This is a genomic window from Saccharibacillus sacchari (genome assembly GCF_037722395.1).
Lineage (GTDB): Bacteria > Bacillota > Bacilli > Paenibacillales > Paenibacillaceae > Saccharibacillus > Saccharibacillus sacchari_A.
Map to the genome: position 1 here is coordinate 422046 of NZ_JBBKAR010000056.1, position 17186 is coordinate 439231.

Below are 17186 nucleotides of genomic sequence, written 5' to 3' on the forward strand. Positions count from 1 at the left end.
AACGAACCGTTTCCCGTTTCGCTTCCGTGTATTGAGATTCGACAAGCTACTACTACGATAGATAAGGGTGATTCCATGGCTGCAACTCCCGTAGTCGAGTTAAAGCAAATTACGAAGCGTTTTCCCGGAATCGTCGCCAACGATTCGATCAGCATCAAGCTTCAAAAAGGCGAGATTCACGCATTGCTCGGCGAGAACGGCGCGGGCAAATCGACACTGATGAACATTCTTTTCGGGCTCTATCAGCCGGATGAGGGGCATATCGAAGTGAATGGGGAAGCCGTTGCCATCGACAGTCCCAATAAAGCAATCGAACTCGGAATCGGAATGGTGCATCAGCATTTCAAGCTGGTTCAATCGTTCAGCGTGACCGAGAACATTATCCTGGGTATGGAGCCTTCCAAAGGCGGTATACAGATCGACTACAAGACAGCCACGGAAAAGGTCAAAAAGCTTTCTGACCAGTACGGGTTCCGTATCGATCCGAATGCTAAAATCGAAGATATCTCCGTCGGCATGCAGCAGCGTGTCGAGATCCTCAAAACGCTTTATCGCGGCGCGGACATCCTGATCTTTGACGAACCGACCGCCGTATTGACTCCGCAGGAAATATCGGAATTGATCGAGATTATGCGCAAGCTTGTTGCTGAAGGCAAATCGATCATTTTGATTACCCATAAACTGAAAGAAATCATGTCGGTTTCCGACACCGTAACGATTATTCGTCGCGGCAAAGTGATTGACACGGTCAAAACGAACGAGACAAGCCCGTTCGAGTTGGCCGAGAAAATGGTCGGTCGCAACGTTTCTTTCAAAGTCGACAAAAAGCCGGCCGAGCCGGGCGAAAAAGTCATCGAAGTGAAAGACGTTTCCGTCAAAAACAAAGAGGGTATCACTTTGCTTGACGGGATGACGTTCGACGTGCGTCGCGGCGAAATCGTCGGCGTGGCCGGGGTTGACGGCAACGGCCAAACCCAGATCATCGAAGCTTTGTCCGGATTGCGTAAGATCGACAGCGGATCGATCGTGCTTAACGGCAAAGAAATCGGCAACCATACCCCTCGCCAGATTTCCGAATCGGGCGTCGGCCATATTCCGGAAGACCGTCACAAACACGGGCTCGTACTGGATTTCTCCGTTAGTGAAAATATGGTGCTTGAAAGCTATTACAAAGAGCCTTATACCAAGCGCGGCTTCCTGAATTTCCGTGCGATCAATGATCTGGCCAAGCGCCTGGTCGAAGCTTTCGACGTGCGCACGCCGAGCATTCAGACCAAAGCCCGTTCCTTGTCGGGTGGTAACCAGCAAAAAGCGATCATCGCTCGCGAAATCAATAAAAATCCGGACTTCCTGATTGCGGCCCAACCGACGCGCGGCCTTGATGTCGGGGCCATCGAATTCGTACAGACGCAGTTGATTCAACAGCGTGATCAGGGTAAAGCCGTACTGCTTGTTTCGTTCGAGTTGGACGAGATCCTGAACGTGTCTGACCGAATCATCGTCGTCTATGAAGGCAAAGTCATTGGCGAAGTGCGTCCGGAAGAGACGAATGACCAGGAGCTCGGCCTGATGATGGCGGGCAGTCGGCAGGGAGGAACAAAGGCATGAATAAATTTCTGAAATGGTTCGCGAGCGATTCGTTTATCGTTTCGTTGGCAGCCATCGTAATGGGCCTGCTGCTTGGAGCGGTCGTCATGATGATCGGCGGCTATAATCCCATCACGGCTTACGGTGCGTTGATTTCGCGCGTATTCGGTGATTGGTACGGATTTGGCGAAGCGCTGCGCGAGATGACGCCGCTCGTTCTGACGGGTCTGGCGGTTGCTTTCGCTTTCCGCGCAGGGATGTTCAATATCGGCGCGGAAGGCCAAGTGCTTATGGGCATGACCGGTGCTTCGCTGATCGGGATCAAGATTACGGGACTTCCGGCTTTGATCCATGCGCCGCTTGCGATTATTGCCGGCGCATTGTTCGGCGGTCTTTGGGCTGCTCTGGCAGGCTATATCAAAGCCAAGCGCGGCGTAAACGAGGTTATCACGACGATTATGCTGAACTGGACGGCGCTGTTCCTGTGCAACTACATCGTTCGTACGTTCTTGCTGATGCCGGGTAACCAGCGTTCGGTGGACATCCAGCCGTCGGCCTCGATCTCTATCGACTGGTTGTCCCAGATGATGGGCAATGCCCGCGTACACTGGGGGATTTTGCTTGCGATGCTGGCCTCGACCTTCTTCTATTACTTCCTGTGGAAAACGAAACAAGGCTTCGAACTGCGTGCGGTCGGCAGCAACCCTGAAGCCGCCCGTTACGCAGGCATCAACGTAAGCAAAAATATCGTGAAAGCGATGTTTATCAGCGGCGTGTTTGCGGGTCTTGCAGGAGCATTCGAGACTTTGGGCGTATTCCATTATCAAAGCGTGTACTCTTCATTGCCGGGTTACGGCTTTAACGGGATCGCTGTCGCATTGCTCGGGATGACCCACCCGTTCGGCGTTTTGGCTGGCGCGGGATTGTTCGGCTCGCTGACCTACGGATCGGCAGGCATGAGCTTCGATGCCGGCGTTCCGCCGGAAATCATCCAAATCGTGATCGGGTCGATTATTTTCTTCATCGCGGCACAGGGCATTGTGCGCTTCATCCTCAAGCCTGTGTATAAGCGCAAGAAAGAGAAGGTGTTGTAAATGGATTCTCTTCTTATCTTCGGCAATCTGCTGAACACGACGCTCGTCTTTTCGACGGCTCTGATCTTCGCGGCCCTCGGAGGATTGTTCTCCGAACGCTCGGGTATCGTAAATATCGGGATCGAAGGTCTGATGGTATTCGGCGCGTTCGCAGCGGCGATCGGCACGCATTATGCGGAAGAAGCAGGCATGGGCGGAGCTTCGCCCTGGATCGGTCTGATCACAGCAGTCGTGGTTGGCGTGCTGGGCTCGCTGATCCATGCCGTTGCGACAATCACGTTCAAAGCGGATCAAACGATCAGCGGTGTCGTCATCAACTTCCTGGCGACGGGCATTACGCTATATCTCGTCAAGTTGCTGTTCGACGGCGCTGGCGAGACTCCGCTTCTGCTGCACCGTTTGGCGAAGTTGAACTTCCCTGACTTCGCTTCGATTCCGGTTATCGGTCCGATCATCGGAGCCGGTATCTTGAACTCCTATCCAACGACGTTCATCGCGATTATTCTCGTGTTCGTGACTTACTATGTCCTGAACAAAACGACGTTCGGCTTGCGACTGCGTTCTGTCGGCGAACATCCTAGCGCGGCGGACACGATGGGGATCAACGTCAACCGTATGCGTTATATCGGCGTTATGCTGAGCGGCGCTCTGGCGGGCCTGGGCGGCGCTACGATCACGCTGACCACGACAGGACTGTTCTCGCACACCACGGTCTCCGGTCAAGGCTTTATTGCCATTGCCGCTCTGATCTTCGGTAAATGGAATCCGCTTGGCATTATGGGCGCGGCATTGTTCTTCGGCTTCTCGCAAGCGATCCGGAACTATGTCCAGCTGTTCGAGTGGTCCGCCAGCATTCCGCAGGATTTCATCCTGATGCTGCCGTACGTCCTGACAGTTATCGTGCTTGTTGTCGCAATCGGCAAATCGAGAGCTCCAGCAGCGCTTGGGGAAGCGTACGACCCCGGAAAACGCTGAGGATACGTACGCGGTTTTCAAGGTTTTCAATGTCTCCTTAGCATCTGTCACTCATGAACAAGTAGAAAAACCGATTTCTCCAAACTGCTTTGGCAGAAGGAGAGGTCGGTTTTTTTGTCCGTGTGGAGAGGATATATAGTATGCGTGACGTGTATATGAAAGATCGACTTTTTATTTTTTGTTGAAAATAGGTGTTGACTTCCCTAAAACTTAAGTCATATAATAATCCTAACATTCAGCAACAAACAGAACTTGAATAACTGATCGGCTATGAAGAGGACGAAGTTTTAAGGGCCCTTTTGCCAGAGAGCGGGGAAGCATTACGCTGTAATCCACCGCCAAAATCCCTTATATACGAGCTCACCTCGGAGCTGTTTTCCTGAAAAGCGAATGAATTGCCGTTTGAAGCGGTCTTTCGGGTATTAGGGAAAATCGTGTGGTTCGCGTTACGAACCGCGAGTTTGGAATCGGAATATCCGATTTTAGACCCGCTTGAGGCTGTGCGCTGCGAGGCGTCGGCAAATTTGGGTGGTACCACGTGAGGATTATAACCTTTCGTCCCTCGAAGCAGATTTTCTGCTTTGCGGAGCGAAAGGTTTTTTGGTTTTTCAGACCTATACAAATTCGTAGCCCGCATAGCAACGACCTTGCCGATAAACGGGAAAAGCCCGTTTTGAAGGCCCTTTACAAACTGACGATGTGAGATTGATGTAATCTTTGGAAGGGGGAAAAACGATGAGCGCACAAATGCCAGAAGCGAGATCGACGGAAGAATTAAAAGAAAAATGGGTGGACAAACAGGAAGTCCTGACAGGTTCGGATATCCTGCTCCGCAGCCTGGTACTTGAAGGTGTAAAATGCGTGTTCGGATACCCGGGCGGTGCGGTGTTGTATATCTACGATGCGATGTACGGCTTCAAAGATTTCCACCACGTGTTGACCCGACATGAACAAGGCGCGATTCACGCGGCAGACGGTTACGCTCGCGCGGCTGGCGAAGTCGGAGTCTGTATCGCGACCTCCGGTCCCGGAGCAACCAACCTGGTAACCGGGATCGCAACGGCCTACATGGACTCGACGCCACTGGTTGTGATCACGGGCAACGTCGCATCCACGCTGATCGGAACCGACGCTTTCCAGGAGGCCGACATCACGGGCATCACGATGCCGATCACAAAGCACAGTTACCTGGTACGCAGCGTAGACGAGCTTCCCCGAATCATTCACGAAGCTTTCCATATCGCGAACACAGGCCGTAAAGGTCCGGTACTGATCGATATTCCAAAAGACGTATCGGCGGCAATGACATTGTTCCAACCGCATACCGAACCCGTAGCTTTGAGAGGGTATAACCCACGGATGATTCCGAACAAGCTGCAAGTAGACCGTTTGGCTGAAGCTATTGCGCAAGCCGAGCGTCCACTGATCCTGGCGGGCGGCGGCGTTGTCTACTCCGGCGGTCATGAAGCGCTATTGGAGCTGGTCAACAAAACAGGCATTCCGATCACCACTACATTGCTTGGACTGGGCGGTTTCCCAAGCGGCCATGAACAATGGTTGGGTATGCCGGGTATGCACGGAACATTTACTTCAAACATGGCAATTCAGGAAGCGGACTTGCTGATCAGCATCGGAGCACGATTCGACGACCGGGTAACCGGCAAGTTGAATGGGTTCGCGCCAAAAGCCAAAATTGCACACATCGATATCGATCCGGCCGAAATTGGTAAAAACGTCAAGACCGACATTCCGATCGTGGGCGACGTTAAAACCGTATTGGAACTGCTGAATAAAACGGTTACCCACGCTGACCGTGCGGACGAATGGCGCTCACAGCTTCAACAATGGAAAGCGGAGAAGCCATTCCGTTATAAAGACGATTACAAGGAAGACGAGATCGGCCTGAAGCCGCAATGGGTAGTCGAGTTGCTTAACGAGACAACCAAAGGCGAAGCCATCGTCACGACCGACGTAGGCCAGCATCAGATGTGGGCCGCTCAGTATTACAAGTTCAATAACCCGCGTTCATGGATCACTTCCGGCGGCTTGGGTACAATGGGCTTCGGACTTCCGTCCGCGATCGGCGCCCAGATGGCTAAGCCGGACCGCATGGTCATTTCGATCAACGGCGACGGCGGCATCCAGATGTGTTCGCAAGAGCTTGCGATCTGCGCGATCAACAATATTCCGGTCAAGATCGTGATTCTCAACAACCAGGTTCTCGGCATGGTTCGCCAATGGCAGGAACTGATCTACGAGAACCGCTATAGCCATATCGATCTGGCCGGCAGCCCGGACTTCGTGAAACTGGCTGAAGCTTACGGGGTCAAAGGCTTGCGGGCATCGACCAAGGCGGAAGCGAGAGCCGTTTGGCAGGAAGCGATGGATACACCGGGACCGGTCGTTATCGATTTTGTAGTTGAAAAAGGCGAGAACGTGTATCCGATGGTACAGCAGGGCATGACGCTGGATCAAATGCTGATGGGGGACGAATAACGATGACGAATACGACGCAGACCAGACACACGATTTCTATCCTGGTGAATGACCAACCGGGCGTGCTGCAACGGGTATCCGGATTGTTCGGCCGCCGCGGGTTCAACATCGAGAGCATCACGGTAGGACAATCGGAAGAGCAAGGCCTTTCCCGAATGATCATCGTAACTACCGGCGACGACAAAACGGTTGAACAGATCGAAAAGCAATTGTACAAAATCATCGACGTCATCAAAGTCGTCGACCTGAGCGCAAATCCGATGGTCGGCCGCGAATTGGCATTGATCAAAGTCAAATCCGAACCAACCGCTCGTCCCGAAATCATGGGCTTGGTCGAAACCTTCCGCGCTGCGGTTGTCGACATCGGCACCCATAGCCTGATGGTTCAAGTTGTCGGAGACACCGAAAAGATCGACGCCATGATCGAACTGCTGTCTCCTTACGGCATCCGCGAACTGTCCCGCACCGGCGTAACCGCGATGATCCGCGGCAACGCCTAAAGCAAGTCGGCAGTAAGCAGGAAAAAGCGCCTCGCTGGCGAATCGAATCTATAGAATAAAAGACGCATACGACGGATGGCTGGATAAGCCGAAAGCGATAAAACATCGCTCCCGGCTTCCACACACATACCCCGAACAAGCGGGGAGCTGAACGGAGTCGTTCCTTTCGACTTTTTCTATTAAAAGTCCACGCATTTTCGAAAAGTGTTATTCGCTTGCGGAAGCGCTCCAGCGGAGGGGGAAATTCAGTGAAAATCGCCTTTGAACTCGGAAAACATTCATCTAAAATTTCAATCCGTTTTCCGGGTGAGACAGCGATTTGAACGAATTTCCCCTGTAGCTCTCGCACTTTCGCTCACGAATAGGAACTTCAAGAAAACCGGCGACTCCACTGAGCTACCCGCTTGTTTGGGCAGGGTTGAGGCTTTATACACAAAGGAGGAAATAAGAATGGCAATTACTACTTACTACGAAAATGATGCAGACCTGAGCGTACTTCAAGGAAAAACGATCGCGATTATCGGCTACGGAAGCCAAGGACACGCACACGCACAAAACCTGCGTGACAGCGGTCTGCAAGTTATCGTGGGTCTTCGCGAAGGCAAATCGGCGAACAAAGCAAAAGAAGACGGCTTCGAAGTCTTGTCGGTTGCGGAAGCAACAAAGCGTGCCGATGTTGTTCAGATCCTCATGCCTGACGAAACGCAAGCCTCCGTGTATAAAAGCGATATCGAACCGAACCTGAAAAGCGATGCGACACTGTTGTTCGCACACGGCTTCAATGTTCACTTCGGTCAAATCGTAGCCAAAGAAGGCAACGACGTTCTGCTGGTCGCTCCAAAGTCCCCAGGCCACATGGTTCGCAGAACCTATGAAGAAGGATTCGGCGTACCGGGTCTGATCGCGATCCACCAAAACGCGACAGGCAAAGCGCAACAAATCGGCCTGGCTTACGCAAAAGGCATCGGTTGTACGCGCGCGGGAGTCATCGAGACTTCGTTCCGCGAAGAAACCGAAACCGATCTGTTCGGTGAACAAGCGGTACTGTGCGGTGGCGTAAGCGCCCTGGTCAAAGCCGGTTTCGAAACGCTGACTGAAGCTGGTTATGCTCCGGAAATGGCTTACTTCGAGTGCCTGCACGAGCTGAAACTGATCGTTGACCTGATGTATGAAGGTGGTCTCAGCACAATGCGCGATTCCATCAGTAACACAGCAGAATACGGCGATTATGTAACAGGTCCTCGTATCGTAACGGAAGACACGAAGAAAGCGATGAAAGAAGTGCTGAGCGATATCCAACAGGGTAAATTCGCACGTGACTTCATGCTGGAAAACCAATCCGGCCGTGCATTCCTGACCGCAACACGCCGCAACGAATCCGAGCACCAACTCGAAGTTGTCGGTTCGCAACTGCGCGACATGATGCACTGGATCAAAAAATAAGTTCCCTACTTCAGGGACGGGGCCTATCCCGCGTCGCGAAAATGCGGCGTCCGGGGTGGCCCCTTTGCGCATTCATTCGAACTTCATGAAGGAGGCCAAACCGTGCGGAAAATTCATATCTTCGACACGACGCTGCGCGACGGCGAACAGTCGCCCGGCGTCAACCTGAATACGCGAGAAAAAGTCGAGATTGCTCATCAATTGGAAAAGCTCGGCGTTGATCGGATGGAAGCCGGATTCCCGGCTGCTTCTCCGGGAGACCTGGCAGCAGTCAATGCGGTGGCACGCGCCGTGAAAAATGCTAGCGTCGTGGGTTTGTCACGCTCGCGCGAAGCCGATATCGACGCGGTACGCGAAGCGCTAAAAGGCGCGGCAGACCCATGTCTGCACGTTTTTCTCGCAACTTCGCCAATCCATCGGCAATACAAGCTGAAAATGGAGAAGCATCAGGTATTGGAAGCGGCGCAATCCGCGATTCGATACGCCAAAAAATACTTCTCGAAGATCGAGTTTTCTTTGGAGGACGCAGGACGTACCGAAGCGGACTTCCGGGCCGAGATGGTAGCGATGGCGATTCGCGAAGGAGCTTACGTCGTCAATATTCCGGATACGGTCGGTTACCTGAATCCGGAAGAATACGGCGCCATTTTCCGCCATCTCAAAGAAACCGTACCGGGTATCGAGAAGGTTCAACTGAGTGCGCACTGCCACGATGACCTCGGCATGGCAACCGCCAACACGTTGGCAGCCATCTTGAACGGAGCGGACCAGATCGAAGGAACGATCAACGGAATCGGCGAACGTGCCGGCAATACGGCGATCGAAGAAATCGCAATGGCACTGGAAACGCGCAGCGATTATTTCGGTGCGAAAACCGGACTGGTGCTGAGCGAGATCGCCCGCACAAGCCGCCTGGTCAGCAAGCTGACCGGCATGAATGTACCGGGCAACAAAGCGATCGTTGGCGCCAACGCGTTCGCGCATGAATCCGGCATTCACCAAGACGGCATGCTTAAGGAAAAGACGACGTACGAGATCATGTCCCCGGAAACGGTCGGCTTCAAAGAAAGCAAGCTGGTGCTCGGTAAACACTCCGGACGTCATGCTTTCCGCGAACAACTGCTTGAATTGGGCTATAAGCTGGAAGACGAGCAGTTGAATGAGGCTTTTGCCAGGTTCAAAGATCTGGCGGACAAAAAGAAAGAAATTACCGACGAAGATCTGCTCGCTTTGCTTGAAGAGCGTCTGCCGGATGCGCCTGAGCAATACGGGCTGGAGTCGCTCAGCTTCTCGTTCGCAACCGAGGCTGCGCCGAAAGCCAGCGTAACCGTTTCTGTGGCAGGCGAAGGCAATCGCAGCGCCGAAGCGGGCGGGAACGGTACTGTCGATTCGATCTACAACGCGATTGATCAGGCAGTAGGCGAAGAAGTGACGCTGGTCGATTATTCGATCCAGGCCGTTACCCTCGGAAAAGACGCGCTTGGCGAAGTACATGTGACGATGCGCCAGGGCGAGACCGAAGTTCGCGGCCGCGGCGTCAGCACCGACGTATTGGAAGCCAGCGCGCGCGCGTATATCGATGCGCTCAATCGCTTGGCGGAAAACCGTCGACTGCCAGGCGGCCGCAAAGGTGCGGAGAAAGTCTGGTAGAGCTTTTGCCGGATAGTCCGAAAAATAGTGCCTCACAAAAAAAAGCGAGACGGCCAATCCGATAATCGGAAGGCCGTCTCGCTTTTTATTTTGCTTTACGCCTAAACGTCGGTTTTTACCATGCGTAAGCGTTCGGCGCCGAACCGCCCGGCCCCGGGAAGATTTCGTCAAGACGCTTCAACGCGTCCTCGTCGAACTTCACGTCAAGGATACGCAGCGCGTCTTCGAACTGCTCCAGCGTACGAGGTCCGATGATCGGAGCGGTAACCGCAGGATTTGCCAATACCCAAGCCAGCGCAACCGTGTCTTGCGGATGTCCCAGCTCGGCACTGAATTCGGCAAACTGCTCCAACTGTGCTTTATGCTTCTCGACGCGCTCGGCATTGCCGCCGCTGCGCGAGCCTTCGATCTTTTTGAGCGCGTTGCGTCCGAGCAGTCCGCCGTCGAGCGGGCTCCACGGAATCACGCCGAGACCCAGCGCTTGCGAAGCGGGCAGCACTTCCAGCTCCGGTTGGCGCGTTAGCAGGCTGTATTTGTGCTGCTCCGAGATCAAGCCGAGGAAGCCGCGTTTTTCCGCTTCCTTTTGTGCGACGGCAATATCCCATCCGGCAAAGTTGCTGGAGCCGACATAGCCGATTTTGCCTTGTTGCACGGCAACTTCGAACGCGCCCCATAGCTCGTCCCAGCTTACGTTGCGGTCGATATGGTGCATCTGGTACAGCTCGACATGATCCGTTTGCAGGCGCTTGAGCGAACCTTCCAGGTGACGGCGAATCTTGTAAGCGGACAAGCCGCGATCGCCGTTCGGTCCGTCATGCGGATCGCTCATGCCGCCGTACACTTTGGTCGCCAGCACGACTTTTTCCCGGCGTCCGCCGCCCTGCTTGAACCAGCGCCCGATGATTTCTTCCGTCAGGCCCGCGTTGTCTTTGCCTCCGTAAACGTTTGCAGTATCAAAGAAGTTGACGCCCGCTTCAAGCGCTGCATCCATGATGCGGAACGAATCCTTCTCGTCGGTCTGTCCTCCGAAGTTCATCGTTCCCAAACAAATACGGCTTACTTTCAGCCCCGATTTTCCCAGGTATGCGTATTCCATGTTCGTCGCTCAGCTCCTTGGCCGTAGTTTTAAGAAAACGTATTCGTGTATCTTTACCCGTTTACTTTACCAATGCGCACAATCAGAAGCAAATTTCGTTATGTAAGTATCGACATTCTTGATCCTTTATAGGCAACTCCTATCAAGCTGATAGTTTCTATATCTTGGTCAATCTCTGACGGAGTATGTTACTGTTTTTGAATAGAGGTTTACAACCGGGACGGTAACGGAAATGTTAAGCTTTGGCCGGCCGGAATTCCATGGAGAATAGGAAGTGCGACAAATGGCTGAAACGAAAAAGATCGCGGTAATCGCAGGAGATGGCATCGGACCGGAAGTAGTGGCAGAAGCGGAGAAAGTGCTGCAAAAGGTCGGCGAAGTATTCGGTTATTCGTTCGAAACGGAACATGCGTTGTTCGGCGGAATCGCGATCGACGAGAAGGGCACGCCGCTTCCGGCGGAAACGCTCGAAGTGTGTAAGCGCGCGGACGCTGTACTGCTCGGTGCGGTCGGCGGTCCGAAATGGGACAACAACCCGAAAGAGCTTCGTCCGGAAACCGGGCTGCTGGGCATTCGCAAAGAATTGGGACTGTTCTCGAACCTTCGTCCGGCCGTCGTGTTCGACTGTCTGAAGGATGCGTCCACGTTGAAGCCTGAAGTGCTGGAAGGCACGGATCTGATGGTGGTGCGCGAGCTGACAGGCGGCATCTACTTCGGCGAAAAGTTCCGTCGCCAAACGGAACACGGCGAAGAAGCGGTCGATACTTGCGCGTACAATGTAACCGAGGTTGAGCGCATCGCCCGCCAAGCTTTCGATATCGCCATGAAGCGCCGCAAAAAGCTGGCTTCGGTCGACAAAGCGAACGTGCTCGAAACGTCGCGCCTGTGGAGAGAAACGGTCATTCGTGTCTCTGCCGACTATCCGGAAGTCGAACTGGAGCATGTACTCGTCGATAACTGCGCGATGCAGCTGTTGCGTCGTCCGTCGAGTTTCGACGTTATCGTGACCGAGAATATGTTCGGCGACATTCTCAGTGACGAAGCGGCGATGCTGACCGGTTCGATCGGAATGCTCGCATCGGCTTCCATGGGCGAAGGTAGCTACGGCCTGTACGAGCCTGTCCACGGTTCCGCGCCGGACATCGCTGGCCAAGGACTGGCGAATCCGATCGCGACAATCCTGTCCACGGCATTGATGCTGCGCCTGACATTCGGGTACGGGGAAGCGGCGGACGCGATCGAGCGTGCGGTTGCCGAAGTTCTCGACGCGGGACACCGCACGAGCGATATTGCCGCGGGACGCGGAGACGCACTGTCCACGACGCAAATGGGCGAGCAAATTCTCAATGCTATTCGCAAATGATAATTATTATAAATAAATAAGCGTTATAATCTTGACTTCGAAAAATCCCGGTGATAACATAGTCTCATGAGTTTCAGAATATTCAGAAAACACTCTTCACCGGGTGTCATTTTGAAGGAGGATTTTCGACAATGGCAGAACGTTTGGTAGGTAAACCGGCTCCGGCCTTTACAATGGAAACTGTATCCGGAGACGGACAGGATTTCGGCAAAGTATCTCTCGAAGATTACCGCGGCAAATGGCTCGTATTCTTCTTCTATCCGCTTGATTTCACGTTTGTTTGCCCAACTGAAATTACGGCAATCAGCGACGCTTACGGCGATTTCCAGACGCTGGACACCGAAGTTCTGGGTGTGAGCATCGACTCCGTACACAGCCACAAAGCTTGGATCGCGGCTTCTTCGGATATCGGCGGCCTTGGCAAAATCAACTTCCCGCTGGCTTCGGACATCACGAAAAAAGTGGCAAGTGATTACGGCGTTCTGATCGAAGAAGAAGGCGTCGCACTGCGCGGCCTGTTCATCATTGATCCGGAAGGCGAACTGAAATACCAAGTCGTGAACCATAACGACGTAGGTCGCAGCGTCGAAGAAACGCTTCGCGTGCTTCAAGCTCTGCAATCCGGTGGTCTGTGCCCAATGAACTGGAAACCAGGCGACAAAACTCTGTAAGACGCGTTCGCTAGGGCGTGTACGTAAACTCCCTAAGCAGCGACGTTGCTGCTTGAACATTGGATAGATTAAGCCTTCTTCCCGGGATTTATCGGGAAGGGGGCTTTTTTGTCCCTTTGCCCTCTGGCATAGGTGAAAATTCCGTGCTAAGATGAAGGCCAAGCCTATATGAATGTCCCAAAAATGGTTAAGTATAATAGAAGTAAGCCAACAAGGAGGGTGAACGGCCATGAGTTTCTGCTGCGGAGCTAGCATGATCGGAACAAAAGGAACGCTGACCCACTATCGAACCCAAGTTCATAACGTTCCCTTGCTCTATTGTCCGGTATGCCAACGAATCGAAGTTCATTATAAAGTCGAGAGCGAATACGAAGTGCTGGCTGAGTACGCGCATGGCGACGGCGAATCGGAGATCGATTTCCAGGATTACATTCTGGAAGACGACGAAGAGATTTTTGCCAACTGCGTCAGTCTCGATAGCGAAAATAAGATGGAATCGGTCCGTAACCAGATCGATCTGTCGCTCGACCTGCTCGGCGTTGCCAAACAGATGGGCGATAAACGCTGGCAGCTGGATTTGAAGCGTCGTCTGGCGGTCATGAGCCAAAAGCTGGAGAAGTTGCAGCATCAGAAATAATTTGATTTGCTACGTCTTTATCGATGAACCGGAAGCGATCTTCTGATCCTTCCGGTTTTGTTTTGTACCGAGGTTTGGAAAACGCTATCGTGTTTGTTAAAATAAACATGAATACATATCCCGGCATGGCGAACGCTTATCAGGCAGGACGCAGCATAGGGAAGACGGAGGAATGTTCATGCAAAACGTACAGGAACTCGCTTCGAGACTCAAACAGAATATCGGAAAAGTTATCGTCGGCAAAGACGAAGAAGTCGATCTGCTTTTGACCGCACTGCTCGCTTCCGGGCATGTGCTGCTTGAGGATGTACCCGGAACAGGCAAGACGATGCTGGCCAAAAGTCTGGCGTCTTCGCTCAGCCTGACCTTCCAGCGTATCCAATTCACTCCCGACCTTTTGCCGTCCGATCTCACGGGCATTCATTTTTATAATCAAAAAGACGGCGAATTCCATTTCCGTCCGGGTCCGTTATTCGCACGCATCGTGCTGGCCGACGAAATTAACCGGGCGACGCCACGTACTCAATCCAGCTTGCTGGAATGTATGGAGGAACGCCAGATCAGCGTAGACGGACAAACGATGAAGCTCGAACAGCCGTTTATGGTGCTCGCTACGCAAAATCCGGTGGATAACCAGGGAACGTTCCCGCTGCCGGAAGCGCAGATGGACCGGTTTATGATTCGAATGAAGCTCGGTTATCCGTCGGCGCCGGAAGGTCGCGAAATTTTGCGTCGTACCGTGCAGGCGGAAGGGCTATCGGCAGACTCGACAGTGACAACCGCTACGGCGGAAGAAGTCATAGCAGCTCAACAGGAATGCCGCCGCGTCACGATCGCCGATGATCTTTTGGATTATATCGTCGCACTGGCTGACGCTTCGAGAAATCATCCGGAGCTTGCTTTAGGCATCAGTCCGCGGGGGACCCAGTCGTTGCTGCGTGCTTGCCAGGCTTATGCCGCGCTCAAAGGACGTAATTATGTGTTACCCGATGATATCAAAACACTGCTTGCTCCGGTATGCGCGCATCGCCTTGTATTGAACAATCGCTATGATCTGCAAGATAACCCGGCGGAACGTATTCTGGCCGAATTGACGGACCGGATTCCCGTGCCGAGCGAAGCGGGATTGGAAAGCGAAGTGAGATAAATGGCGCTGCTCGGATTTCTGATCCTTGTCGGGCTAATCGTTGTCGTGCAGGGCTGGTTGTTGGGCAAACCGGCGCTGGCACGACTCGACTATAAGCGCGATTTCAGCAAATATACCTGTCGTGCAGGCGAGCGAATCGAGATGGTCGAGACGTTATCCAACCGCAAGTTGCTGCCCGTTCCGTGGTTAAGGCTGGAAGCGATGCTGCCGTCGGCATTGCTTTTCGCACGCAGTGATGACACGAGCGTGAGCGAAGGCCATATTTATCAGAACCAGACCAGTATGTTCACTTTGCCTCCGCGGACCAAATTGACGCGTACCCACCGTATCGTTTGTCAGACTAGGGGCATTTACCAGATCGAATCGGCAACGATGACGGGCGGAGACTTATTCGGATTGTATGCGCCTTCAAAAAAAATCGATCTGAATATGCGCATGGTCATTTACCCGCGTTTGCTTGGAGACGGCGAGCTGCCAATCTCGTGGAAAACGTGGCAGGGGGAGCTTGCGGTGCGTCGCTGGATAGTGGAAGATCCATTTTTGATGACCGGCGTGCGAGAGTATGCGCAAGGCGATCCGATGAATCGGATTCACTGGAAAGCAAGCGCACGTACGGGTCAGCTTCAAGTGCATAAAAGCGGCCATTCCGCTGATCCGCGCGTCATGATTCTTTTGAATGTCGAGGATTCCGAATCCATGTGGAGCGTCGTGACGCGTACCGAACTGATCGAACGTCAGCTATCGCTGGCCGCAACCTGTGCCGCCACATTGATCGGTCAGGGCATGGCAGCCGGATTCGCGCATAACGGCGGCTCGCAGTTGGGCGACGAAGGAATGAGAATCGATATGGATTACGGGCCTGTTCATTTGAATCGGATCATGGAGGCCGTGTCGGGGTTCGAATTGAAGTCGAGAATGCCTTTTCAAGAATTGCTTCAGCTTGAAGAACAGCGGGAGTTCCGCGAGCCGATCGACTATCTGGTTATTACGGCTCACCGTTCGGAGAAGTTGGAACAAGCCGTGGAGTCGCTCGAAAAGCGCGGCCATCGGGTAGGGATTACAGGTTTTATGGCAAATGATTCGGGCCGTACCGCTCCAAGTATCCGTTCTTCCCAGCATCGCGACTCGGCTCGCAAGGAGGAGGCGATCCTATGAGTAAACAAGTCGATACTCCGGTAACGGCTAATCGTCTGCCATTGCTGCAAGGCTTTGGACGTCCTGCTGCTTATTCTCTGCTCGAGACGTTGTCGGTATATGCTATTGTCGTTTTGCTGACGCATTACGTGCTGAATCTGCCGGATATGGTCCTGCTGCTTCTGATATTCGTTATCCATGCTTTTGCGAGTTGGATCGGATTGCGGCAAGCCGAGAAGCGGATATCTACGGGGTTCGCGTTCCTGCCGTTCGGGGTCGCACTGTTATCGCTGTTTGCTTTCCCGGGCGGATGGTTGGCAAAAGGCATCGGAGCGGCTGTGCTGCTGGTGATCGCTTTGCGAGGGTCGATCGTCGGCCGGCGGCAGCTCTGGGACAATATGTGGCTGCGCATTCCGTTGAGCGGAGCGGCCGCGATATTGATCGTTTACATCATTGCTGGACGTGCTGCGGATTTGGCCTATTCCAGACCGTTTTTGTATTTGGTCGCGACATTGGTTCTGGCTTTGACTCTGCTGCTGTTAAATGGCGATCGCGTTCGCAGCGCGGCCGGCGAACAAACATCCGCGCTTGCCCACGTACTGGCCGCCAATCGGAAATTAACGTGGATCGTGGCCGCCTTGATCGTGCTGGCCGGAATCGTCGGAGGGCCTACGGGCGTGCTGAACGCGATTCGCGAATGGTGGCTTTCGATATTCGGCGGATCTTTGCCCGGCAATCCACCGGGCGTTCAACCGACGGCCGAGATGCCGGGCGTCGATTATTCCCAGCTCGGTCAATTGGGAGACGCAAGCGGGCCGCCGCTATGGTTGAAGATCATCGGCTACGCGTTGCTGGCTTTATTTTGGATTGCGGCGGCGTTTGCGATCGGATGGCTGCTGTACCGTTTGTTCGGCCGTTGGCTGCCCAACGGCATACGCAACCTGATCCGGAATCTTGCTTCCAAATTCGGGTTGATGCGCGATTTGCGTGCTGCTCAAAGCGATTCGGATTATACGGATCAAGCGGAAAAAATCGCAACCGAGAAGAGCGGCGGAATCATGCGTTTCTTCCGTCGCAATCGGCGCGAAGCGGAATATACGGGCGACGATCCAAGGTTACGTTATCGCAGCGTCCTGCTGGGAGCGTCTCGCAAAGGCTACTCCCTTCGTTCCAGCCGCACGCCGTTGGAAAACGGAAAAGAGTTATCGTCGAGCAGCTATACCGAAATGTCTCCGACCGAACTGGAACAGCTGGTTGAACGCTACAATGACGCACGTTACGGCAGCAAAGGAGAATAGGATTGACTGTTTTTCTTTTAACCGTGTCATCAGGCGGCAAAATTCTTACACCTGCCGCTGCATTCAAATGCAATGTTCATACGAGAGCGGCTTCA

Annotated in this window: 14 protein-coding genes; 13 read left to right on the forward strand and 1 reads right to left on the reverse strand. The window is 53.4% G+C overall.

Annotation, left to right across the window (positions count from 1 at the left end; genetic code table 11):
* Positions 1–75 precede the first annotated feature (75 nt).
* The 7 genes from WKI47_RS23210 (at position 76) to WKI47_RS23240 (ending at position 9745) form a co-directional block, all read left to right on the forward strand.
* The gene (locus WKI47_RS23210) at positions 76–1608 is read left to right on the forward strand and encodes an ABC transporter ATP-binding protein (RefSeq protein ID WP_340229551.1); all 1533 of its coding nucleotides are present in this window, start codon (positions 76–78) and stop codon (positions 1606–1608) included.
* Complete coding sequence (locus tag WKI47_RS23215; RefSeq protein WP_340229552.1) at positions 1605–2681, forward strand: ABC transporter permease; 1077 nt, start codon at positions 1605–1607, stop codon at positions 2679–2681. The genes WKI47_RS23210 and WKI47_RS23215 overlap by 4 nt, the downstream gene beginning before the upstream one ends.
* Complete coding sequence (locus tag WKI47_RS23220; protein WP_340229553.1) at positions 2682–3656, forward strand: ABC transporter permease; 975 nt, start codon at positions 2682–2684, stop codon at positions 3654–3656.
* A 735-nt stretch (positions 3657–4391) separates the two neighbouring features.
* Positions 4392–6152, forward strand: coding sequence for a biosynthetic-type acetolactate synthase large subunit (ilvB, locus tag WKI47_RS23225; protein ID WP_340229554.1), 1761 nt, complete (start codon positions 4392–4394; stop codon positions 6150–6152).
* Between the two features lie 2 nt (positions 6153–6154).
* Entirely contained in the window at positions 6155–6652 is a 498-nt protein-coding gene (gene ilvN / locus WKI47_RS23230) for an acetolactate synthase small subunit (protein ID WP_340229555.1), read from the forward strand.
* 450 nt (positions 6653–7102) lie between these two features.
* On the forward strand, positions 7103–8095 hold the full coding sequence (gene ilvC / locus WKI47_RS23235) for a ketol-acid reductoisomerase (RefSeq protein ID WP_340229556.1): 993 nt from the start codon (positions 7103–7105) through the stop codon (positions 8093–8095).
* 102 nt (positions 8096–8197) lie between these two features.
* On the forward strand, positions 8198–9745 hold the full coding sequence (locus WKI47_RS23240; protein WP_340229557.1) for a 2-isopropylmalate synthase: 1548 nt from the start codon (positions 8198–8200) through the stop codon (positions 9743–9745).
* Between the two features lie 115 nt (positions 9746–9860).
* Here the strand turns inward: WKI47_RS23240 and WKI47_RS23245 are convergent, their stop codons facing one another.
* The gene (locus WKI47_RS23245) at positions 9861–10841 is read right to left on the reverse strand and encodes an aldo/keto reductase (protein WP_340229558.1); all 981 of its coding nucleotides are present in this window, start codon (positions 10839–10841) and stop codon (positions 9861–9863) included.
* Positions 10842–11124: 283 nt separating this feature from the next.
* On the opposite strand from WKI47_RS23245, the gene leuB reads away from it, so the two are divergent.
* The 6 genes from leuB to WKI47_RS23275 all read left to right on the forward strand — a co-directional run bounded on the left by leuB (position 11125) and on the right by WKI47_RS23275 (position 17091).
* Positions 11125–12204 (forward strand): 3-isopropylmalate dehydrogenase, encoded by a 1080-nt coding sequence (gene leuB / locus WKI47_RS23250; RefSeq protein WP_340229559.1) that lies wholly within the window; start codon positions 11125–11127, stop codon positions 12202–12204.
* A 131-nt stretch (positions 12205–12335) separates the two neighbouring features.
* Positions 12336–12875, forward strand: a complete 540-nt coding sequence (locus tag WKI47_RS23255; protein WP_340229560.1) for a peroxiredoxin — start codon at positions 12336–12338, stop codon at positions 12873–12875.
* 229 nt (positions 12876–13104) lie between these two features.
* Positions 13105–13512: a hypothetical protein gene (locus WKI47_RS23260; protein ID WP_037283247.1), complete on the forward strand. Its 408-nt coding sequence runs from the start codon at positions 13105–13107 to the stop codon at positions 13510–13512.
* A 172-nt stretch (positions 13513–13684) separates the two neighbouring features.
* Positions 13685–14659 (forward strand): AAA family ATPase, encoded by a 975-nt coding sequence (locus WKI47_RS23265; protein ID WP_425355501.1) that lies wholly within the window; start codon positions 13685–13687, stop codon positions 14657–14659.
* Complete coding sequence (locus WKI47_RS23270; RefSeq protein WP_340229562.1) at positions 14660–15814, forward strand: DUF58 domain-containing protein; 1155 nt, start codon at positions 14660–14662, stop codon at positions 15812–15814.
* Positions 15811–17091 (forward strand): hypothetical protein, encoded by a 1281-nt coding sequence (locus tag WKI47_RS23275; RefSeq protein WP_340229563.1) that lies wholly within the window; start codon positions 15811–15813, stop codon positions 17089–17091. The genes WKI47_RS23270 and WKI47_RS23275 overlap by 4 nt, the downstream gene beginning before the upstream one ends.
* Positions 17092–17186 lie beyond the last annotated feature (95 nt).